14 protein-coding genes, 1 pseudogene and 1 riboswitch are annotated in these 20,584 nt (G+C 64.4%); of the genes and pseudogenes, 1 reads left to right on the forward strand and 14 read right to left on the reverse strand.

From position 1 onward, the window contains the following. Positions 1 to 7 precede the first annotated feature (7 nt). A riboswitch (cobalamin riboswitch) is annotated at positions 8 to 260 on the reverse strand. 42 nt (positions 261 to 302) lie between these two features. The 13 genes and pseudogenes from metH to WHT83_RS23275 form a co-directional block, all read right to left on the reverse strand. Then, positions 303 to 4,112, reverse strand: coding sequence for a methionine synthase (gene metH, locus WHT83_RS23215; protein WP_406872508.1), 3,810 nt, complete (start codon positions 4,110 to 4,112; stop codon positions 303 to 305). Positions 4,113 to 4,273: 161 nt separating this feature from the next. Then, on the reverse strand, positions 4,274 to 5,929 hold the full coding sequence (locus tag WHT83_RS23220; protein WP_406872509.1) for a GMC family oxidoreductase: 1,656 nt from the start codon (positions 5,927 to 5,929) through the stop codon (positions 4,274 to 4,276). An 11-nt stretch (positions 5,930 to 5,940) separates the two neighbouring features. Further along, positions 5,941 to 6,717 carry a 3-ketoacyl-ACP reductase gene (locus WHT83_RS23225; RefSeq protein ID WP_406872510.1) on the reverse strand — a complete coding sequence of 259 codons (777 nt, stop codon included), beginning with the start codon at positions 6,715 to 6,717 and terminating at the stop codon, positions 5,941 to 5,943. Next, on the reverse strand, positions 6,714 to 8,219 hold the full coding sequence (locus WHT83_RS23230) for a GMC oxidoreductase (RefSeq protein WP_406872511.1): 1,506 nt from the start codon (positions 8,217 to 8,219) through the stop codon (positions 6,714 to 6,716). Before WHT83_RS23230 ends, WHT83_RS23225 begins: the two co-directional genes overlap by 4 nt. A 1-nt stretch (position 8,220) precedes the next feature. After that, entirely contained in the window at positions 8,221 to 9,339 is a 1,119-nt protein-coding gene (locus tag WHT83_RS23235; RefSeq protein ID WP_108607066.1) for an ABC transporter ATP-binding protein, read from the reverse strand. A gap of 4 nt (positions 9,340 to 9,343) precedes the next feature. Beyond that, on the reverse strand, positions 9,344 to 10,225 hold the full coding sequence (locus tag WHT83_RS23240; RefSeq protein WP_108607065.1) for a carbohydrate ABC transporter permease: 882 nt from the start codon (positions 10,223 to 10,225) through the stop codon (positions 9,344 to 9,346). Continuing rightward, a complete protein-coding gene (locus WHT83_RS23245; RefSeq protein WP_108607064.1) occupies positions 10,222 to 11,139 on the reverse strand; it encodes a carbohydrate ABC transporter permease in 918 nt (305 codons plus the stop codon). The genes WHT83_RS23240 and WHT83_RS23245 overlap by 4 nt, the downstream gene beginning before the upstream one ends. Before the next feature lie 67 nt (positions 11,140 to 11,206). Then, a complete protein-coding gene (locus tag WHT83_RS23250) occupies positions 11,207 to 12,460 on the reverse strand; it encodes an ABC transporter substrate-binding protein (protein WP_406872512.1) in 1,254 nt (417 codons plus the stop codon). An 83-nt stretch (positions 12,461 to 12,543) separates the two neighbouring features. Continuing rightward, on the reverse strand, positions 12,544 to 14,064 hold the full coding sequence (locus WHT83_RS23255; protein ID WP_406872513.1) for an aldehyde dehydrogenase family protein: 1,521 nt from the start codon (positions 14,062 to 14,064) through the stop codon (positions 12,544 to 12,546). Continuing rightward, positions 14,064 to 14,843, reverse strand: a complete 780-nt coding sequence (locus WHT83_RS23260) for an enoyl-CoA hydratase/isomerase family protein (RefSeq protein WP_406874046.1) — start codon at positions 14,841 to 14,843, stop codon at positions 14,064 to 14,066. The genes WHT83_RS23255 and WHT83_RS23260 overlap by 1 nt, the downstream gene beginning before the upstream one ends. Positions 14,844 to 14,849: 6 nt before the next feature. Continuing rightward, positions 14,850 to 16,445: pseudogene (locus tag WHT83_RS23265) on the reverse strand (acyl CoA:acetate/3-ketoacid CoA transferase); the annotation flags it as partial. A 2-nt stretch (positions 16,446 to 16,447) separates the two neighbouring features. Further along, complete coding sequence (locus tag WHT83_RS23270) at positions 16,448 to 17,449, reverse strand: Gfo/Idh/MocA family protein (RefSeq protein WP_406872514.1); 1,002 nt, start codon at positions 17,447 to 17,449, stop codon at positions 16,448 to 16,450. Continuing rightward, positions 17,446 to 18,483, reverse strand: a complete 1,038-nt coding sequence (locus WHT83_RS23275; RefSeq protein WP_183264213.1) for a LacI family DNA-binding transcriptional regulator — start codon at positions 18,481 to 18,483, stop codon at positions 17,446 to 17,448. Before WHT83_RS23275 ends, WHT83_RS23270 begins: the two co-directional genes overlap by 4 nt. 318 nt (positions 18,484 to 18,801) lie before the next feature. Here WHT83_RS23275 and WHT83_RS23280 point away from each other — a divergent pair, with 318 nt between their 5' ends. After that, on the forward strand, positions 18,802 to 19,968 hold the full coding sequence (locus WHT83_RS23280; protein WP_406872515.1) for a dihydrodipicolinate synthase family protein: 1,167 nt from the start codon (positions 18,802 to 18,804) through the stop codon (positions 19,966 to 19,968). A gap of 4 nt (positions 19,969 to 19,972) precedes the next feature. Here the strand turns inward: WHT83_RS23280 and WHT83_RS23285 are convergent, their stop codons facing one another. After that, entirely contained in the window at positions 19,973 to 20,461 is a 489-nt protein-coding gene (locus WHT83_RS23285; RefSeq protein WP_183264211.1) for an ester cyclase, read from the reverse strand. Positions 20,462 to 20,584: the final 123 nt, after the last annotated feature.

A 20,584-nucleotide genomic window follows, 5' to 3' on the forward strand; every position in this document is an offset into this window, starting at 1 on the left:
CCGCCCACGGAACCTCACTTGGTCAGGCAGGTCTCCTGGCTCGCGGGTCGTTGCTTCATCGCCCGTCTTCCCGGCTTCATGCCAGTGACGTGGTGGGCAATGTGGCTATTCACCATTGGGCATGATCGTTTCCGAAAAGCGGAAACCACTTTTCGGGACCATGCCCTGACCGCTCACAGTTGCGGGGCAGCTTCGGCTTCTACCGAATTCCCTCTTAGCTCCCGCCGAGAGGCGGGAGAACCATAACCACGCGGCAAGCTATAGGCGCGCATCGACAAGTCAAGCGCCTAAAGCTGCTCCGACTATTCCGCCGCCTCGGCGAAGGCGGCAGGCACATAGTTGAGGATCGGTGCCAGCCAGCGCTCCGTCTCTGCAACCGACATGCCCTTGCGCTTGGCATAGTCCTCGACCTGGTCGCGCTCGACCTTGGCGACACCGAAATAATAGCTTTCCGGATGCGAGAGATAGAGGCCCGAGACCGACGAGCCCGGCCACATCGCCATGCTTTCCGTCAAAGTCACGCCGGCATTGTTCTCGGCGTCGAGCAGGCGGAACAAGGTCGTCTTTTCGGTGTGGTCGGGCTGCGCCGGATAGCCGGGCGCCGGGCGGATGCCGTGATAGGCCTCGCCGATCAGCTCGTCGCCCGACAGGCTTTCGTCCGTCGCATACCCCCAGAACTCCTTGCGGACGCACTCGTGCATGCGCTCGGCGAAAGCCTCGGCGAAGCGGTCGGCCAGCGCCTTGACCATGATCGAGGAATAGTCGTCATTGGCGCGCTCGAAGCGCTCGGCGATCGCCACCTCCTCGATGCCGGCGGTCACCACGAAGCCGCCGACATAGTCGGCCTTGCCGCTGTCGAGAGGGGCTACGAAGTCCGACAGCGCGACATTCGGCCTGCCGTCGCGCTTGGTCAATTGCTGGCGCAGGGTGAAGAAGCTCGCGAATTCCTTTGTGCGGCTGTCGTCGGCGAACAGCCTGATGTCGTCGCCGACAGCATTGGCCGGCCAGAAGCCGATCACCGCCTTCGGCGCGAACCACTTCTCGTCGATGATCTTCTTCAGCATCGCCTGGGCGTCTTCGAACAGCTGGCGCGCAGCCGCACCCTGGTTCTCGTCCTCGAGGATCTTGGGGTAGCGGCCCTTGAGCTCCCAGGTCTGGAAAAACGGCGTCCAGTCGATGTAGCGGGCGAGCTCGGCGAGATCCCAGTTTTCGAACACCTTCGTGCCGAAGAAGCTCGGCTTCGGCGGCGTGTAGCCGGTCCAGTCGGCCTTGTGCGCATTGGCGCGGGCCTTTGCCAGCGGCAGCCGCTGCTTGTCGGCCTCCGAGCGGGCGTGCGCATCGGCGACCTTCTTGTATTCCGCTTGTACGGTTTCGACGTAACCCTGCTTCGCCTCGGCCGACAACAGGTTGGACACCACGCCGACCGCGCGGCTGGCGTCGGTGACATAGACGGCCTGGCCGCGCTCGTAGCGCGGGTGGATCTTGACCGCCGTATGGACGCGGCTGGTGGTGGCACCGCCGATCAGCAGCGGGATGTCAAAACCCTCGCGCTCCATTTCGGCCGCGACATGGGCCATCTCGTCGAGCGACGGCGTGATCAGGCCGGACAGGCCGATGATGTCGACATTCTGCTCCCGCGCGGTCTGCAGGATCTTGGTTGCCGGCACCATGACGCCGAGATCGATGATCTCATAGTTGTTGCAGGCGAGCACGACGCCGACGATGTTCTTGCCGATGTCGTGGACGTCGCCCTTGACCGTCGCCATCAATATCTTGCCGGCGGTCTGGCGCTCGCCATTGTCGATGCCCTTGGCGGCGTTGGCAGCCTTCTCCGCCTCCATGTGCGGCAGGAGCCCGGCAACCGCCTGCTTCATGACGCGGGCGGATTTCACCACCTGCGGCAGGAACATCTTGCCGGCGCCGAACAGGTCGCCGACGACGTTCATGCCGGCCATCAGCGGCCCTTCGATGACATGCAGCGGACGTTCCGCCTTCAGCCGCGCCTCGTCGGTGTCGGCGTCGATGAACTCAGTGATGCCGTTGACCAGCGCGTGGCTGATGCGCTGCTCGACCGGCCAGTCGCGCCAGGCGAGATCGCGCTCCTTGGCTTCCTTGCCGGCCGTGCCCTTGTAGCGCTCGGCCAGCTCGAGAAGGCGTTCGGTCGCGGTGCCGCCGGCCTTGGGCAGGCGGTTGAGAACGACGTCCTCGCAGGCTTCGCGCAGCTCCGGATCGATCGATTCATAGACCGCCAGCTGCCCGGCATTGACGATGCCCATGTCCATGCCCGCCTGGATGGCGTGGTAGAGGAACACGGCATGCATGGCCTCGCGCACCGGCTCGTTGCCGCGGAACGAGAAGGACAGGTTGGACACGCCGCCCGAGATGTGGACGTGCGGCAGGGTGCGGGTGATCTCTCGCGTCGCCTCGATGAAGTCGACCCCATAATTGTCGTGCTCCTCGATGCCAGTGGCGACCGCAAAGATGTTGGGATCGAAGATGATGTCTTCAGGCGCGAAGCCGGCCTGCTCGGTGAGCAGCTTGTAGGCGCGGGTGCAGATCTCGACCTTGCGCGCCTTGGTGTCGGCCTGGCCCCGCTCGTCGAAGGCCATGACGACGACGGCAGCACCATAAGCGTGGCAGAGCCGGGCGTGATGCAGGAAGGCTTCCTCGCCCTCCTTCATCGAGATCGAGTTGACGATCGCCTTGCCCTGCACGCATTTCAGGCCGGCCTCGATGATCTCCCATTTGGAGCTGTCGATCATCACCGGCACGCGCGCGATGTCGGGTTCGGCGGCGATCAGGTTGAGATACTCGACCATCGCCTTCTTCGAATCGATCAGGCCCTCGTCCATGTTGATGTCGATGATCTGGGCGCCATTGACGACCTGGTCGCGCGCTACCTCGAGGGCGGCCGCATAGTCTCCCGCCGTAATCAGCTTGCGGAACTTGGCCGAGCCGGTGACGTTGGTGCGCTCGCCGACATTGACGAACGGGATCTCGTCGGTGAGCGTGAACGGCTCGAGGCCCGACAGCCGCATCTGCGGCTTCAGTTCCGGTATCTGGCGCGGCGGATGCTTGGCTACGGCTTCGGCGATGGCCCGGATATGCTCCGGCGTCGAACCGCAGCAGCCGCCGGCGACGTTGATCAGGCCCTCGCGCGCGAATTCCTCGACCTGGGCGGCCATGAATTCCGGGCTCTCGTCATACTGGCCGAAGGCATTGGGCAGGCCGGCATTGGGATAGGCGCAGATGAAGGTCTCGGCGACGTCGGACAATTCGGAGAGATGCGGCCGCATGGCATTGGCGCCAAGCGCGCAGTTGAGGCCGACGGTGAAGGGGTTGGCGTGGCGGATCGAGTTCCAGAAGGCGGTCGGCGTCTGGCCCGAGAGCGTGCGGCCGGACAGGTCGGTGATCGTACCGGAGATCATCACCGGCAGGCGCACGCCCTTCTCGATGAAGATCTCTTCGCAGGCAAAGATCGCCGCCTTGGCGTTCAGCGTGTCGAAGATCGTCTCGATCAGGATGATGTCGGCACCCCCGTCGATCAGGCCGCGCAGCTGCTCGCCATAGGCGATGCGCAGGTCGTCGAAGCTGACGGCGCGGTAGCCGGGATTGTTGACGTCGGGCGAGATCGACGCCGTGCGGTTGGTCGGCCCGAGCGCGCCGGCAACGAAGCGGCGCTTGCCATCCTCCTGTTGGGCGCGGATCGCGGCACGACGCACCAGCCGCGCGCCGTCGCGGTTGAGCTCGTAGACCATGTCTTCCATGCCGTAGTCGGCCTGGGCGATCGAGGTCGACGAAAACGTGTTGGTCTCGATGATGTCGGCGCCGGCCTTGGCGTATTTGTAGTGGATTTCCTCGATCGCCTTGGGCTGGGTCAGGATCAAAAGGTCGTTGTTGCCCTGCTGGTGGCAGGCGCAGCCGGTGAACTTGTCGCCGCGGAAATGGTCCTCATCGAAGCCCAATCCCTGGATCTGGGTGCCCATCGCGCCATCAAGGACGAGAATTCGTTCGCGCGCCGCAGCCTTGAGCGCGGCCATCACCTCCGAACCGTCCGGCCTGGCGGACACGGCCCCAAACAGGGCGTCGAGGGAGGAGGCGTTTTGCGACATTTTACGTCCTTTCGGCGACAAAGCCGTCAGGTCACATAAAGACATCTTTATGTCAATATGTCGATAGGCAAACAGGCGCAATTGTTGCCCGCCGGCCCTTGCTGCGTCCGCGCTTCCAGGTAGCGCAGCGGTCCGGTACTCATCGTGCGCCGTGGAGCCGGCTATCTCACCTCGGCCCGCGCCCGCGGCCGCGCATCGTTGCGCTCGTGGGTGAAGATCGCGGCCGGCAAGGGCTCGCGGTTGCGGATGATGTCCGCACCCTTCTCACCCACCATGATCGTCGGCCCGTTGGTGTTGCAGGACGGCACGCGCGGCATCACCGAGCTGTCGCAGACGCGAAGGCCCTCGATGCCCCGCACCTTGAGCTCGAGGTCGACGACGGCCATGTCATCGGTGCCCATCTTGCAGGTGCCGACAGGGTGATGATCGGTCTTGGCATTGGCGCAACCGTAGTCAAACAGCTGTTCCTCGGTCACGATGTCCGGCCCCGGCAGCCGCTCGGCCAGCACGAACGGCTTGAGCGCTGCCTGCTGCATGATCTCGCGCGCGACCCTGAGGCCTTCGATCGACATCTTGCGGTCGTGCGGATCGGCCCAGTAGTTCGGGTCGATCAGGGGAGCGGCCGCCGGATCGTTCGAGGCCAGCCTCACCGTTCCGCGCGAGCGCGGATGCAGATAGGCTGAATTCAGCGTCACCCCTGCATTCTTGAGACGCGCCACGCCCGCCTCGATGCCCGAGCCGAGCCCAAGGTGGAACTGGATATCGGGCGAGCGCGCATCGGGATCGGCATACCAGAACCCGCCCGTCTCGAAGAGGCTTGATGTCACCGGCCCGGTACGGAACAGCACATATTGCAGCCCCGCCCACAGCGTGCGGTGCAGCTTGGCGACGTTGTCGTAGGTGTGATCGCCGGTGCATTCGGAGATCACGAACAGGTCTAGGTGATCCTGCATGTTCTCGCCGACGCCCTTGAGGTCGTGGACCACCGGAACGCCGACGCTCTTCAAATGATCGGCCGGGCCGATGCCCGACTGCAGAAGCAGTTTGGGCGAGCCGATGGCGCCCGAGGACACCAGGACTTCGCGCTCGGCGCGGATGATTTCGGTGCTGCTGCCGTTGGCAATCTCGACGCCAACCGCCCTGCCATTCTCCATCACGATACGGCTGACCTGGGCACCCATCCGAACGGTCAGGTTGCGCCGGTCCTTGATCGGCGCGAGATAGGCCATCGAGGCCGACGAGCGGCGTTTGTTGCGCTGGGTCAGCTGATAGAAGCCGACACCGGCCTGCTGGCGGCCGTTGAAGTCGTGGTTGTAGGGAATGCCGAGCTCCTGGCCGGCGCGGATATAGGCGTCGCAGATCGGCAGCGCCGCCGACGGCATCGACACGCCCAGCGGCCCGCCATAGGAATGGTAGTCGTCGGCAAAGCGCTGGTTGTCCTCGCAGCGCTTGAAATAGGGCAGCACCGAGCGATAGTCCCAGCCGGTGCAGCCGTCCTCGCTCGCCCAGAGATCGTAGTCGACGGCGTTGCCGCGCGTGTAGAGCTGGGCGTTGATGCTTGAGCCGCCGCCGATCACCTTGGCCTGTGTATAGCGCAGCACGCGGTTCTTCATGTGCTTCTGCGGCACTGTCTCCCAGCCCCAGCTCGCCACGCCCTTGGTCATCTTGGCAAAGCCTGCCGGCATGTGGAACAGCGGGTTCCAGTCGCCGCCGCCGGCTTCCAGCAGCAGCACACGCACTTCAGGGTCCTCGCTCAGCCGATTGGCGAGCACGCAGCCGGCTGGGCCGGCACCAGTGATGATGTAGTCGTAGCTCATCCCGAAAACTCTCAGAGACGCGCGACGGACAATGCGCCGTCGGCCTTGATGATGGTGCCCGTGGCGAAGCCGAAGCTGCCGCTGGCAAGGGCTGCCGCGATGCGGCCGATATCGTCCGGCTCGCCCCAGCGTTTGATCGGCACAAGCCCGTCGCCGATCAGCCGATCGTATTTTTCCTGGACCTTGGCCGTCATGTCGGAGCGTATGATGCCGGGCCGGATCTCGAACACGTCGATGCCGGAGCTCGCCAGCCGGAGCGTCAGCCCTTGCGTAAAGGCGGAGAGCCCGGCTTTCGACATGCAGTAGTCGAGCCTTTCCGGCGAGGTCATCTCGGCCGAGATCGAGGTGATGTTGATGATCGATCGCCGCTGGCTCGGCTGCGACATGGCCAGCATGGCGCGCAGTACCGCTTGCGTGAAGAACACCGTGCCGCGCAAATTGACCGCCATGATGGCATCGAAATTCTCGGGCGAAAGCTCGAGGAAGTCGCCGCGCACCTTGGACGCGATGCCGGCATTGTTGACCAGGCAGTCGAGCCGCCCGAAGTGATCGGCGATCTTTTCGACCGTCGCTGCATGGCCGTCGATCGCAGCGAGGTCGGAGACGACGAACAGGACCTTGGCGCCGTGTTTTTCAAGGCCGGATACGGCCTCCACCGCAGCCTGATCCATTTCTCGGTCGGTGATGGCAAGATCGAAGCCCGCTTCGGCCAATGCCTTGGCCACCGCCAACCCGATGCCGCGGCGCGCGCCGGTCACCAGCGCCACGGGTTTCGCCTGGATGCTCATGCCGCGAGATCCTTCCTGGCAATATGGTCGGCGACGCGCAGCGCCTGCGCTGCGATCGTCAGCGCCGGGTTGACCGCCGCCGAGGTCGGCAGGAAGCCGGCGTCGACGACGAACAGGTTCGGATGGTCGAAGGCGCGGCAGAAGACGTCGAGCGGCGCCTGCGCGGGGTCGTTGCCGATGCGTACCGTGCCGCACTGGTGCGACGGCGTGCGCTTGTCGAAAGCGCGTGACACGACGAGTGGGAAGCCCGCGCTACGCAGCACCTGCTTGAGCTTGGCCACCAGCCGCTCATGCGCCTCCCAGTTGCTGCGCACCCATTTCAGCACGATGCGGTCGCCATCGACCATGATGCGGCTTTCGGGCGACGGCAGGTCCTCGCTCATGGCGTAGAAGTCGATCGAATGCGCGGTCACCCGGTTGAGCAGCCACTCCGGCACCGAAGGCATCGCCCCCTTCAGGATCGTTCCCGAGATGCGTCCCAGCAGTTGCACATTGCCGAGCGGCGGGCCGCCCTCGCCGTCGGAAAGATAGAAGTCGTTGAAGCCGAAGGTCTTCTGGTAGACAGAGTCGTTGCGGAACCAGGGGCTCACGGCGATAACCGCCGTCGAGTTGTGGTTCATGAAGTTGCGGCCGACCTGGTCGGAGCGGTTGGCGAGCCCGGTCGGATTGCTGTCGTTGGCCGAGCGCAGCAGCAGCACCGCCGACTGCACCGCACCCGCCGACAGGATCACCAGCTTGGGCTTCAGTACCGCCGTCTCGCCGTTGCTGACATAGTGAACAGCGACGATCCGGCCGTCCGGGCCGCTCTCCAGCCGCGTCACCCGCGAACCGGTCTGCAGCTTGACGTTGTCATGCTTCAGTGCCGCAGCAAGTGCTGTCGTCTCGGCGTCCATCTTGCCGTCAAAACTGTTGGGATGCGCGTCCCACGGCGTCTTGCCCTTGGCCAGCCAGCGCTCGATGTCGACGCCCAGCGGCAGCGAAAAAGGGTGCACGCCCTTCGCCTTGAGGCGCATCCGCACCTTCGAGATCGCTGGCTCGTCAGCGACCGGCTTCAGCCCATAGGGCTTCGAATGCACCGGCTCGGTCGGGTCTTCGCCCAGTGCGCCGCGCACCTGGTAGAGTTCTTCGGCCAGGCCGTACCACGGCTCCATCTCCTCATAGGCAATCGGCCATGCCGGCGACACACCGTCGAGATGCTGCATCTCGGCAAAGTCCTCGCGCCGGTAGCGCGTCAGCACGGCGCCGTAGAACTTCGAGTTTCCCCCGACATTGTAGTAGTTGCCGGGGTTGAAGCCGGTGCCGTCGGCCTCGTACCAGGTCTCGTCGGGCCGGAAGTGCCCGCGCTGGAAGATGGCGCGCTGGTCGCGGTTCTCCGGCCGGTCCTCGATATGGCCGCCGGCTTCGAGGATCAGGATTTCGGCCCCGGTCGCGGCGAGCCCGGCGGCGACCGTCGCCCCTCCGACCCCCGAACCGATGATGACGATGTCAGGCTGTCCGGACATGTCAGGCGATGCGCAGCTGGCTCTTGGGGTCGAAGAACACCGCCTTGTCGAGATTGAAGGCGAGCTTGGTCTTCTGGCCGGCATGGATCGCCGCATCGGCACGCAGGCGCGCCACCACTTCCTTGCCGCCGAGCTTGGTGACGGCAAAGGTGTCGGAGCCTGCCGGCTCGACCACCTCGATCAGGCATTCGCCCTCGGCGATCGACTTGGCGTTTCGGTCGGCACCGTCGGGGTCGGTCAGCGCTTCCGGGCGCACACCGAAGATGATCTCCTTGCCCGCGTAAGCGCCGAGCGCGCCATTGGCCAGCTTGATCGGCAGCGCCAGCGGCTGGTCGCCAGGGCGATCGAGGATGACGCTAAGGCTGCTGCCCGCCCCACCTTCGAGACGGCAATTGAGCAGGTTCATCGCCGGCGAGCCCATGAAGTCGGCGACGAACATGTTGGCCGGGCTGTTGTAGATTTCGGCCGGCGTGCCGAACTGCTGCAGGATACCGTCCTTCAGCACCGCGATCTTGGAGGCAAGCGTCATCGCCTCGATCTGGTCGTGGGTGACATAGACGATGGTCGTCTTCATGCGCTGGTGCAGGCGCTTGATCTCGGTGCGCATGTCGACGCGCAGCTTGGCGTCGAGGTTCGACAGCGGTTCGTCGAACAGGAACACCTGCGGATCGCGCACCAGCGCCCGGCCCATGGCCACACGCTGGCGCTGGCCGCCGGAAAGCTGGCTCGGCTTGCGGTCGAGCAGGTGGCCGATCTGCAGGATGTCGGACACCTGCTTGATCGCCTTGTCGCGCTCGTCCTTGGGCACGCCGCGGATTTCCATGCCGAACGCGATGTTCCCCGCCACCGTCATGTTCGGGTAGAGCGCGTAGGACTGGAACACCATGGCAATGTCGCGCTTGGACGGATGCAGACCGGCCACCGACTTGCCGTTGATCGCGATCTCGCCCGAGGTGATCGGCTCGAGCCCGGCGATGGTGTTGAGCAGCGTGGACTTGCCGCAGCCGGACGGCCCGACCAGCACCAGGAAACCGCCCTTGTCGATCTCGATATTGATGTCCTTGAGGATCTCTACCTGGCCGTAGTTCTTGTAGAGATTGCTGATCTTGAGAAATGACATGGGCTTACCCCTTGACCGCGCCGGCCATCAGGCCGCGCACGAAGTAGCGTCCGGAGACGATGTAGACGATGAGGGTGGGCAGGGCGGCGAGGATCGCGCCGGCAAAATGGACGTTGTATTCCTTCACTCCCGTCGATGAGTTCACCAGGTTGTTCAGCGCCACGGTGAGCGGGATGGAATTGAAGCCCGAGAAGGATGAGCCGAACAGGAAGTCGTTCCAGATGTTGGTGAACTGCCAGATGACGGTGACGACGATGATCGGACCCGACGACGGCAACAGGATGCGCCGGAATATCTGGAAGAAGCTGGCGCCGTCGATCTGTGCCGCCCTGACCAGCTCGGTCGGGAACGCCTCGTAGTAGTTGCGGAAGAACAGCGTGGTGAAGCCGAGGCCATAGATGGCGTGGATCAGCACCAGCCCGGTGATGGTGCCGGCAAGGCCTGTCAGGCCGAGGATGCGGGCCGAGGGGATCAGCACGATCTGGAACGGGATGAAGCAGGCCAGCAGCATCAGGCCGAAGACGATGTTGTCGCCCTTGAAGCGCCACTTGGTCAGCACATAGCCGTTGAGCGCGCCGAGGATGGTCGAGAGCGCAACCGCCGGCACGACCATCAGCACAGAATTGATGAAGTAGGGCTTCAGTCCAACCGGCTGAACGCCGATCTGCGCGGTCGACCAGGCCGACAGCCATGGCGCGATGGTCCATTGCTTGGGCAGCGCCAGCATGTTGCCCTGGCGGATTTCGTCCAGCGGCTTCAGCGAGTTCACCACCATGACGTAGAGCGGCAAGAGGTAGTAGATCGCAAAAAGGATCAGCACGACATAGATGATGGCGCGAACGAAGATGCTGTTGCGCGTGGCGACGTCCTGGGAAGCGGCGCTCATTTCTTCTTCCCCCCGAGTTCGGAGTACAGATAAGGCACGATAATGGCGAAGATCATCATCATCATGATGATCGCGGACGCCGCGCCCATGCCCATTTCGTTGCGGCCGAAGGTGAACTTCTGCATGAACAGCGCAGGCGTCCACGTCGCGGTGCCTGGCCCGCCGTCGGTCATCGCCACCACAAGGTCGTAAGACTTGATGGCAAGGTGGGCGAGCACGACAAAGGCCGACAGGAACACCGGCCGCATCAATGGAATGATGATTCGGCGATAGATCGTCAGCGTCGAGGCGCCGTCGATCTGGGCCGCCTTGATGATCTCGTTGTCGACGCCGCGCAGGCCGGCGAGGAACATTGCCATGACGAAGCCGGACGACTGCCAGACCGCAGCGATGACGATGGTGTAGATCGCCATCTGGCCTTCCTTGATCCAGCGGAACGAGAAGCTCTCCCAGCCCCATGACTGCATCACGTGCTCAAGGCCGATGCCGGGATCGAGGAACCACTTCCAGGCGACGCCGGTGACGATGAAGGAAAGCGCCATCGGGTAGAGATAGATCGGCCGCAGGAAGCCTTCGCCCCGGATCTTCTGGTCGAGGAAGATCGCCAGCGCCAGCCCTATGAAGCTGCAGACGACGATGTACAGCACCGAGAAGATGGCGAGGTTCTTCAGCGCCGTGATCCAGTTGGGATGGTTGAACAGCCTGACATAGTTGTTCAGGCCGACCCAGGTCGAAAAATCGGGCAAAAGCTTCGAGCCGGAAAACGACAGGAAGCCCGTGAAGACAATGAAACCGTAGACGAAGATCAGGATCAACGCGAAGCTCGGCGCCAGCACGATCTTCGGCAGCAGGTCCTGCAACGTCGCGCGCGGGTTCGTTACCGCGCGGGGTGCGGTCGTGGTGAGATCGGCCATGGGTCCAGCCTCTGTGTTGTCAGGTCAGGATGTGCCCCGGCCGAAGCCGGGGCACGAAAGCAGGCGATCAGCCTTTTGCAGCGGCAACCGCTTCGGCCAGCGCCTTGGCGGCAGCCTTGGAGTCGAGCTCGCCGTTGAAGTGGCGAGTCACGACGTCATAGAGCGCGTTCTTGACCGCTGCAGGTGCGGCGTAGCCATGGGCCATGGAGCCGAACAGCTTGCCGGCGGAGCTGGCTTCCGCCAGATCCTTGATGCCTTTCTTGCCGCAATCGTCGAAAGCGGTGTCAGGCACGTCGGTGCGTGCCGGCACCGAACCCTTGACCACGTTGAACGACGACTGGAAAGCCGGGTCCTCGATGTCGGCGGCCATCTGAAGCTGCGCCTTCTTCTTGTCGTCGCCGACCTTGAACATCATGAACATGTCCGAGTTGAAGGTGACGGCGCCCTGCGTGCCGGGGAAGCGGATGCAGACGAAGTCGGTGCCCGGCTTCTGGTTAGCCTTCAGGAACTCGCCCTTGGCCCAGTCACCCATCATCTGCATGCCGGCCTTGCCCTCGATGACCATCGCCGAGGCAAGGTTCCAGTCGCGGCCGGAGAAGTCCTTGTCGACATAGGTCTTGAGCTTGGCCATGCGGTCGAAGGCTTCGACCATCTTGTCGCCGCCAAGGGCCGCCGGATCGAGGTCGATCATCGATGACTTGTAGAAGTCGGTGCCGAGCGACAGCACGACGCCGTCGAAGATGGTCGCATCCTGCCAGGCCTGGCCGCCATGGCCGAGCGGGGTGATGCCGTTGGCCTGCATCTTGTCGAGCACGGCGATGAGTTCGTCCCAGGTCTCGGGCGCCTTGCCGCCGGCAGCGTCGAGCGCTTTCTTGGAGATCCAGACCCAGTTGGTCGAGTGCACGTTGACGGGTGCTGCGATCCACTTGCCGTCATGCTTGGCGAAGTTCTGCAGCGCTGCCGGGACGACCTTGTCCCAGCCTTCCTTGTCGGCCACTTCGCCGAGGTCGCCGACCACGCCCTGGTTGGCCCAGTCGGTGATGTCGAAGCCAAGCGCCTGCACGGCGGTGGGCGGATCGCCTGCAGTGACGCGGGCCCGCAGCGCGGTCATCGCCGCTTCGCCGCCGCCGCCGGCAACCGGCATGTCCTTCCAGGTCACGCCCTGGGCCTCGAGGTTCTTCTTCAGCACGTCGAGTGCCGCGGCCTCGCCGCCTGACGTCCACCAGTGCAGCACTTCGACGCTTTCCTCGGCATGTGCCATCGGCATCGGCGCGGCAAACAGGGCCGCCACAGCTGTCGTACTCATCAAAAACTTACGCATTCCAGTTCCTCCCGGGTTGCAAGTTCCTCACGCATCATTGCGTGACATAAGTTCCCCTTGGCCCCGCCTCGGGGAATTCCTCCTCAGGTCCGCGCCTCCTTCGGCATCCAGTGGCCGGTGCGCGGTCCGATATGCATGTTGAGCGTCTTGGTCTCGGTGTAGTCCTCCACCGCATGGCGGCCGAGCTCGCGGCCGATGCCCGACTGGCGATAGCCGCCAAAGGGCAGTTCCGAAGCGCCATCCATGAAGGTGTTCATCCAGACGGTGCCGGCCCGCACAAGGCGGCCGACCGTCAGGCAGGTGTCGAAGTCGCGGCTCCACACGCCGGCCGACAGGCCATAGTCGATGGAATTGGCGATGCGGATCGCCTCGTCAGTGGTCTCGAAGGCAAGCACCGAAAGCACCGGTCCGAACACCTCCTCGCGCGCCACCGCCATGTCGGGGGCGACCGACGACAGAATCGTCGGTTCCATGAACTGGCCAAGGCCGAGATCGGCGGCAGAACCGCCGATGGCGACATCAGCGCCATTGTCGCTCGCACTTTTCACGTAAGTGACGATCTTCGCAAGATGTTGCGGCGTGATGATAGCACCAACCTGTGTCGAAGGGTCCAGCGGATCGCCGACCTTGACCTTCGCCGACAGCGCGGCCACGCGGCTGGTCACCTCGTCGACGATGTCGCGATGGACGATCAGGCGCGAGCCGGCATTGCAGCATTCGCCGGCGTTGAAATAGGCGCCGAAAACGGCCGCATCGATGAAGTCGTCGAGATTAGCGTCGGGGAACACGATCTGCGGGTTCTTGCCGCCAAGTTCCAGCGACACCTTCTTGAGCGTCTGCGCGGCATTCGCCATGGTCAGCCGGCCGATGCCGGTCGAGCCGGTGAACGACACCATGTCGATGTCGGGATGGCTGGTCAGCGGCGCGCCCGCCTCGGGGCCGGTGCCGACGATGATGTTGACCACGCCTGCCGGCACGCCAGCGGCCTCAAGGATCTCGCCAAGCACCAGCGTCGAGCCAGACGTCAGCTCCGACGGCTTGACCACTGCCGTGCAGCCTGCGGCCAGCGCAAACGGCAGCTTCTGGCTGACGATCAGGAACGGGAAATTCCATGGCGTGATGATCGACACCACGCCGATAGCCTCTCGCAGCACCACGCCCAGCGTGCCGTCACCCAGCGTGTTGTAGCTTTCGCCATGCAGGTCGCGGGCAAGGGCAGCGGCATAGCGCCAGATGTCGGCAGCGCCGCCGAGTTCGCCCTTGGCCTGCGAGATCGGCTTGCCTGACTCAATGCAGTCGAGGAAGGCGAGTTCGTCGGCGCGCTGCTCGATGATGTCGGCGGCCCTGAGCAGGATGCGCGAGCGCTCGGCACCGGTCATGCGCGGCCAGTGGCCGTCGTCGAAAGCTTTCCGCGCGGACGCGATAGCGCGCTCGGCGTCGACTGATGTCGCAGCCTCGTAGCGGCTAACAACGGTGCCGTGGCCGGGGCTGGAACGCTCAAGAATCTTGCCTTCGGCGCCGGCGGTCCACTTGCCGTCGACCAGCATCTTGAACTCGCGGACCTTGAAGCCGTCGAGCGGCTTGGGGCGCATCAGGACCGTCATCACCATTCTCCTGCAAATTTGGCGGCACGCTTCTCGCTGAAGGCCGCGAGCCCCTCCTTGAGGTCGCCGGTCTTGGCCACGAGAATCGAGCCCAGCGCCTCGACGGCGGTGCCATTGTCTTCGCCGTTCGCTGCGGCGATCATCAGTTTTGCGACCTCGACTGCCGCCGGGCCGCGTGCCGCGATACGCACCGCATAGTCGCGCGCGGCAGCCACCGCTTCACCGGTCTCGACCACATGGTCGACCAGCCCGAGCACTGCCGCCTCGTCGGCGGAAAAAACCTCGCCGCCCAGCGCCATGCGCCGCACCACCTGCGCGCCGGCGCGCCGCACCAGCCGCTGCGTGCCCGACCAGCCCGGCACCATGCCGAGCCCGGTCTCCGGCAGGCCGATCTTGACGTGGCGTTCGGCGATGCGGATGTCGGCGGCTATCGCCAGCTCCAGCCCGCCGCCCAGCGCATGGCCGTTGATGGCAGCGATCAATGGAACGCGCAGCGTCGCCAGCCGCTCGAACACGCGGTGGCCGAAGCGCACCCAGGCGTGGCCGAACTCGTTGGGCGACATGCCGCCCCAGGCCTTGATGTCGCCGCCGGCCGAAAACGCCTTGCCCTCGCCGGTCAGGACGGCGACCCGAATCTCCGCATTGGCCTCGACCTCGTCGCAGGCAGCCGACAGTGCCTTCAGCATGTCGATGTCGAAGGCATTGAGCTTGTCGGGCCGGGCCGCCGTGATGACGGCAACGGGACCGTCGAACGCCACCTTGATGCGCTGGTCAGCCATGGACTCCTCCAGCCTGCGTTCGGCCTTGCGCGGCAGGGTCAGCCCGATCGGCGCCTCGGCAAACAGGGAAGAATCCATCTGCTTGAGCTTGTCCGAGACGATCAGCGGGAACTCCGACTGATCGAGGATATGCGCCCGCAGATCGACGCCCGGCGCGATCTCGGTCAGCACGACGCCCTCGGGCATCAGCTTCATCACGCAGCGCTCGGTGACATAGGTGATGTCCTGGCCCTGCTCGACGGCGCGACGACCGGAGAAGGTGACGTGCTCGACCTCGTTGACCAGCTTCTTGAGCTTGCCCTCCTTGTCGATGACCAGCTTGCCGCCTGATATGTCGAGCTTGGCACCGGCATTGAACATGCCGGAGAAGACGATCTTTTTCGCCCGCGCCGTGATGTCGACGAAGCCGCCGGCACCCGCCGTCACATGCGGCCGGAAACTGAGCTTGGAGACGTTGACCGAGCCGCTAGGATCAATCTCAAGGAACGACAGCAGCGAGGCATCGAACCCTGCGCCCTGGAAATAGGTGAACTGGTAGGGCGACGGCATGAAGGCGTCGGCGTTCGAGGCGCAGCCGAAAGCAAAGTCGAGCAGCGGAACGCCGCCGACAGCCCCCTGTTCGATCACCCAGGTGACCTCGCCGTGCAGCCCCTCTTCGAGCAGGATACGCGGCACGTTGGCCGAGATGCCGAAGCCGAGATTGACGGCGCTGCCGGCTTCCAGCTCCTGCGCCACGCGGCGCGCAATCACCTTCTGGATGTTGAACTCGGGCACGCGAAAACTGTCGAGCGGACGCATGATCTCGCCCGAGATCGCCGGGTCATAGAGCGTCTGCGTCGTCTGCTTCTGCTCGGGGTCGACGACGATGTAGTCGACCAGCATGCCGGGCACGCGCACGTCATGCGGGCGCAGCGATCCGTCCTTGGTGATGCGCTTGACCTGGGCGATGACGATGCCGCCATTGTTGCGGGCGGCCAGCGCCTGGTCGAGCCCACCGAGATAAGCACCCTCGTGCTCGTAGGTCAGGTTGCCGCGCTCGTCTGATGTCGTCGCCCGGATGATCGCAACTTGCGGCTTGATCGCGGGGAAGAAAAGCCAGTCCTCGCCCTCGAAGCTGACCTTCTTGACCAGCGGTTCGGCCGCGGCGCGCGCATTCATGGCGCAGCCCTGCCGCTCGGGATCGACGAAGGTGTCGAGCCCGACCTTGGTCATCACGCCCGGCCGCTTGGCCGCCGCTTCGCGGTGCATGTCGAACATGATGCCCGAGGGAACGTTGTAGGCCGCCACCTCCTCGTTGCCGATCATCTGCCAGATCAGCGGCGGTTCGGCACTCGACGGCCCCGAGGGGTAAGAGCCGCCGATGATCTTCTTCAGCAGGCCCTTCTTGGCGATATGGTCGACGCCCTTGATGCCGCTCATGTCGCCGGCGGCGATCGGATGCAGCGTGGTCAGGTCGCGCGGATGCCCCGTCGCCTCGAAGCGCTCGCCGATCGCCTTCAGCATCAGGTCCGGGCAGCCGAGGCCACTCGACGACGATACCGAGACAACAGCGCCGTCCGGAATAAGTGCAGCGGCCTGAGCCGGGGTGATGTGCTTGCCCATGGTCAGAGCCCCGCCTCGATGGCGACCGCCTTGCCGGTCGCAGCCGACTTGACCACCGCAAGTCCGGTCGCCAGCGACCACACGCCGTCCTCGCCCGTCGCCGAGGGCGTGCCCTTGCCGGCGACAGCGTCGTGGAACGCCCGCAGCCCCGCCTCGTAGAGATTGTGCTGGTCCAGCTTGAGCTCGTGTTCGCCCTCGGCATTGCGCAGCACGACCGAGCCGACCGGCTTCTGCGTCATGACATTGCGCGCGATCAGCGATCCCTCGGTGCCGTGTACCTCGAAACCGGTCTCGGCGAACTTGGTGGTGAAGGCGTCATGGAACTGGGCGACCAGACCCGACTTGAAACGAAGCACACCCATGACGGCGTCCTCCAGCCCCACCTGCCCCATGCCGCCCGCCTGGCTGAAGGCGATTGCCTCGACCGGATCGTCGTTGAGCACGAAACGCAGCGTGTCGGCGTCGTGCACCGTGATATCGAGGATGACACCGCCGCCGGCCTGCGGCTTGTCGAGGCGCCAGCCCTGCAGGTGCGGCGGCAGGTAGACGGCGTGGAAAACGCGTGCGGCGAGCGGCTTGCCGATACGGCCCGCAGCAATCGCATCGCGCATCGCACGATGGCTCGCCGCATTGCGCAGGTGGTGGTTGGTGCCCATCACCACGCCGGCCTCGCGCGCCGCCTTCACCATCACCAACGCGTCGTCGAGCGTCAGCGCCAGCGGCTTCTCGCACAGCACGTGCTTGCCGGCCTTGGCCGCAGCAATTGCCTGTTCCAGGTGCAGTTCATTGGTGGTCGAGATATAGACGGCGTCGATGCCGGGATCGCCGACGATGTCTTTGAGCGACGTCACCGACCTGGCGATGCCGTTCGCTTCTGCATAGGCGCGACCGCGTTCGGCGTTGGTGCTCATGACCGAGACGACCTCGCCGCCGGTCGCGCGGATGGCGCCGATGACCCATTCCTTGGCGATGGTGCTCGCCCCGATCAGACCCCAGCGTGTCATGCCGTAAGCTCCCTAACCCGTTGCGGCGCACCGCAGCTTTCGCGCACCACCAGCCGTACCGTCGCCACCAGCGCCTCGGCATCGAAATCGCCGGCGTTGATCTGCTTGAGCAGGAGCTGTGCCGCCCGCCGGCCCATGCCTTGCGGATCGACCGAAACGGTGGTCAGCGCCGGCACCGCCGTCTTTGCCTCGATGACGTCGTCGAAGCCGATCACGCCAAAGTCGACGCCCGGCTCGATGCGGGCGCTGCGCAGCCCGTCGCAGGCGCCAAACGCTACCGCATCGTTGAAGCACAATGCCGCCGTCGGCCGGTCGGCCATCGACAGCAGCCGCTCGACCGCCACCACGCCGCCCGCGCGCGACGGCGCCGAGCTGATCACCAATTCGTCCGAGGCATCGAGACCGGCCTCCAGCAGCGCATCGCGGAACCCACGCATGCGCTCGTCGAAGACAGCCGTGTCGTTGAAGCCCCCGAGAAAGGCGATGCGGCGATGCCCGAGTTCTATGAGATGACGCACCGCAGCCATGGCACCGGCATGTCCGTCGGAGACCACCGACGACACCTTGAGCCCCGGCACGTTGCGCGCCACAAGCACCACCGGAATGCCGCTATCGACCAGAGGCCGGAGGTCGGCGGCAGTGGTGCCGCGCGCCGGCGACAGGATCAGCCCGGCCATGCCGTGCTCGCGCATCGAGGCGATCACCTCGCCCTGGCGGTCGGCATTTTCCGACGTGTTGGCCATGAACTGGATATAGCCGGCCGACTGCACCACCATATCCATGCCGACGGCAAGCTCGGCAAAGAAGCTGTTGGTCAGATCGTTGACGACGATGCCGACGATCTTCGATTTCGACTGCCTGAGATTGGCGGCACCGCGGTTGTAGACGTAGCCGAGTTCGCGAATGACGGCGCCGACCCTGGCGCGCGTCACCTCGTTCACCAGGGAGCTGCCCTGGAGGACGAGCGAGACGGTCGACTTCGACACGCCGGCGGCGCGCGCAACATCGACAACTGTCACCTTCGCCTGCTTCAAACCGATCCTCCCGAGGGAACGTTCTTGGCTCCCATTTCCGAGTCCAATAATTGGAACGTTCCAAACTGTCAAGCATTGAAGAACCCGAACGCTGCCGTTTTCACAAAGAGCGCACGACAGGCGCACGGCCACCGAAACGCCAAAATTGTACACAATTCGACATTTCAAACGATTTACTACACTTGAATAGCGTTCAACCGCTTCGACGCCCCGCATCACCGGCAAGTCGATCCGCACAACCGCTCGGGGTCCCAAAATTCCAACTTGAAATTTGGAACGATCTAAATTACGAGATTCAGCCGATCAGGGGAGGAACCCATGGCCAAGGCAGTGAAACTTCCGCGGGCGGACCGCTCGATCGAGACCTACGCGCTTGTCGGCACGCCGACAGAACGGCCTCAAGCGGCACCTGTTTTCAACCGCATCGCCTATGCGGCTGCCCATGTCGTCTCCGATCCCTGGGCCGACGCCACGCCTTGGACCAGTCCGGCCATCGACTGGGATGCGACAATGGCCTTCCGCCATCATCTCTGGTCGCTTGGCTTCAGGATCGCCGAGGCGATGGACACCTCGCAGCGCGGCATGGGGCTCGACTGGGCCGGTGCGCAGGAGTTGATCCGGCGCTCGCTCACCGAAGCTCGCACGGTTCCAGGCGCCGACCTCGCCTGCGGCGCCGGCACCGACCAGCTCGACAAGCGCAATGCGCGATCGCTCGACAACGTGATCGCTGCCTATGAGGAACAGCTCGACTTCATCGAAAAGCATGGTGGCCGCGCGATCATGATGGCCAGCCGCGCGCTTGCCCATGTCGCCACTTCCCCTGACGACTACCGCAAGGTCTATGGCCGCATCCTCACCCAGGCCAAGGACAAGGTGGTGCTGCACTGGCTGGGCGACATGTTCGACGCCGAACTCGCGGGCTATTGGGGCAGCACGCGTTTCGAGGATGCGCTCGATACGGTGCTGGGCATCATCCGCGACCACAACGACAAGGTCGAAGGCATCAAGATTTCGCTGCTCGACCAGGCCTGTGAGGTCGAACTGCGCCGCCGCCTGCCCGACGGCGTGATCTGCTTCACCGGCGACGATTTCAACTATGCCGGCCTGATTGAAGGCGATGGCGAGAGGCATAGCCACGCTTTGCTCGGCATCTTCGACGCGGTCGCGCCACAGGCATCGAAGGCTTTGGCTGCACTGGCCAAAGGCGACCTCGCCACCTTCCGCGGCACCATCGAGCCGACGGTGCCGCTGTCGCGGAAAATCTTCGAGGCGCCGACGCAATACTACAAGGCCGGCGTCGTCTTCCTCGCCTGGCTCAATGGCCACCAGAGCCATTTCGCCATGCCTGCCGGCATGCAGTCCGCGCGAGGTGCCGTGCACTACGCTGACATCTTCCGCCTCGCCGACCAGGCCAATGTGCTCGACAAGCCAGACCTCGCCGTTGAGCGGATGACAGCCTTCATGACCCAGTACGGCATCGCCTGACCGGCTACATCAGCCCAAGCTGCTTGTAAAAGCCGAGCGCGTCGTAATAGTCGCTCTGGCTGGCGATCTTCCCGTCCTTGACCGAGAACATCGAGGCACCGGTGATGGCGAATTTCTTGCCGGTCGCCTTGGTACCGTCGGACCAGTCGCCGGTATTGGTGCCGGAGAACTCCCATTCGAACGACACGCGGTCATCCTGCACCACCGGCGCACCCTTCATCTGCCAGACGGCGTCCGGAACGGCGGTCAGAAAATTGTCGATGACGCCGGTTTTTGCGGCATCCTTGCCTTCGACCGGCTTGCCGACCGAGGCGTCATAGTAGGTGACATTGTCGGCGAGATGCTCGGCTGCCTTGGCCGAGTCATGTGCGTTCCAGGCGGCGAGATAGGCTTCGACCACGGCCTGCGGCGTGTCCTGCGCCAGTGCGACTGAAGGGACAGCTGCGAGAAGCGCTGCTACTGCTGCGGATGCGAGAAACTGACGGCGATGCATGTCTTTTCCTCCCAAGTTGAACGACCTCATCTTCTCCCCTTGCGGGAGAAGGTGGCCGAGCGAAGCGAGGTCGGATGAGGGGTGTTGGCCGGAGCGACCCCTCACCCTGCCAACCTTGCCGCT

Source organism: Aminobacter sp. P9b (assembly GCF_045345995.1).
Classification (GTDB): Bacteria; Pseudomonadota; Alphaproteobacteria; order Rhizobiales; family Rhizobiaceae; genus Aminobacter; species Aminobacter niigataensis.

Excerpts from the sequence above, each read along its gene's own strand:
- WHT83_RS23245 (WP_108607064.1), bottom strand. The coding sequence starts at position 11,139 with ATGGCCGATCTCACCACGACCGCACCCCGCGCGGTAACGAACCCGCGC.
- WHT83_RS23235 (WP_108607066.1), bottom strand. The coding sequence starts at position 9,339 with ATGTCATTTCTCAAGATCAGCAATCTCTACAAGAACTACGGCCAGGTA.
- WHT83_RS23240 (WP_108607065.1), bottom strand. The coding sequence starts at position 10,225 with ATGAGCGCCGCTTCCCAGGACGTCGCCACGCGCAACAGCATCTTCGTT.
- WHT83_RS23255 (WP_406872513.1), bottom strand. The coding sequence starts at position 14,064 with ATGACGGTCCTGATGCGCCCCAAGCCGCTCGACGGCTTCAAGGTCCGC.
- WHT83_RS23225 (WP_406872510.1), bottom strand. The coding sequence starts at position 6,717 with ATGAGCATCCAGGCGAAACCCGTGGCGCTGGTGACCGGCGCGCGCCGC.
- WHT83_RS23260 (WP_406874046.1), bottom strand. The coding sequence starts at position 14,843 with ATGGCTGACCAGCGCATCAAGGTGGCGTTCGACGGTCCCGTTGCCGTC.
- WHT83_RS23270 (WP_406872514.1), bottom strand. The coding sequence starts at position 17,449 with ATGACACGCTGGGGTCTGATCGGGGCGAGCACCATCGCCAAGGAATGG.
- metH (WP_406872508.1), bottom strand. The coding sequence starts at position 4,112 with ATGTCGCAAAACGCCTCCTCCCTCGACGCCCTGTTTGGGGCCGTGTCC.
- WHT83_RS23285 (WP_183264211.1), bottom strand. The coding sequence starts at position 20,461 with ATGCATCGCCGTCAGTTTCTCGCATCCGCAGCAGTAGCAGCGCTTCTC.
- WHT83_RS23220 (WP_406872509.1), bottom strand. The coding sequence starts at position 5,929 with ATGAGCTACGACTACATCATCACTGGTGCCGGCCCAGCCGGCTGCGTG.
- WHT83_RS23230 (WP_406872511.1), bottom strand. The coding sequence starts at position 8,219 with ATGTCCGGACAGCCTGACATCGTCATCATCGGTTCGGGGGTCGGAGGG.
- WHT83_RS23250 (WP_406872512.1), bottom strand. The coding sequence starts at position 12,460 with ATGCGTAAGTTTTTGATGAGTACGACAGCTGTGGCGGCCCTGTTTGCC.
- WHT83_RS23280 (WP_406872515.1), top strand. The coding sequence starts at position 18,802 with ATGGCCAAGGCAGTGAAACTTCCGCGGGCGGACCGCTCGATCGAGACC.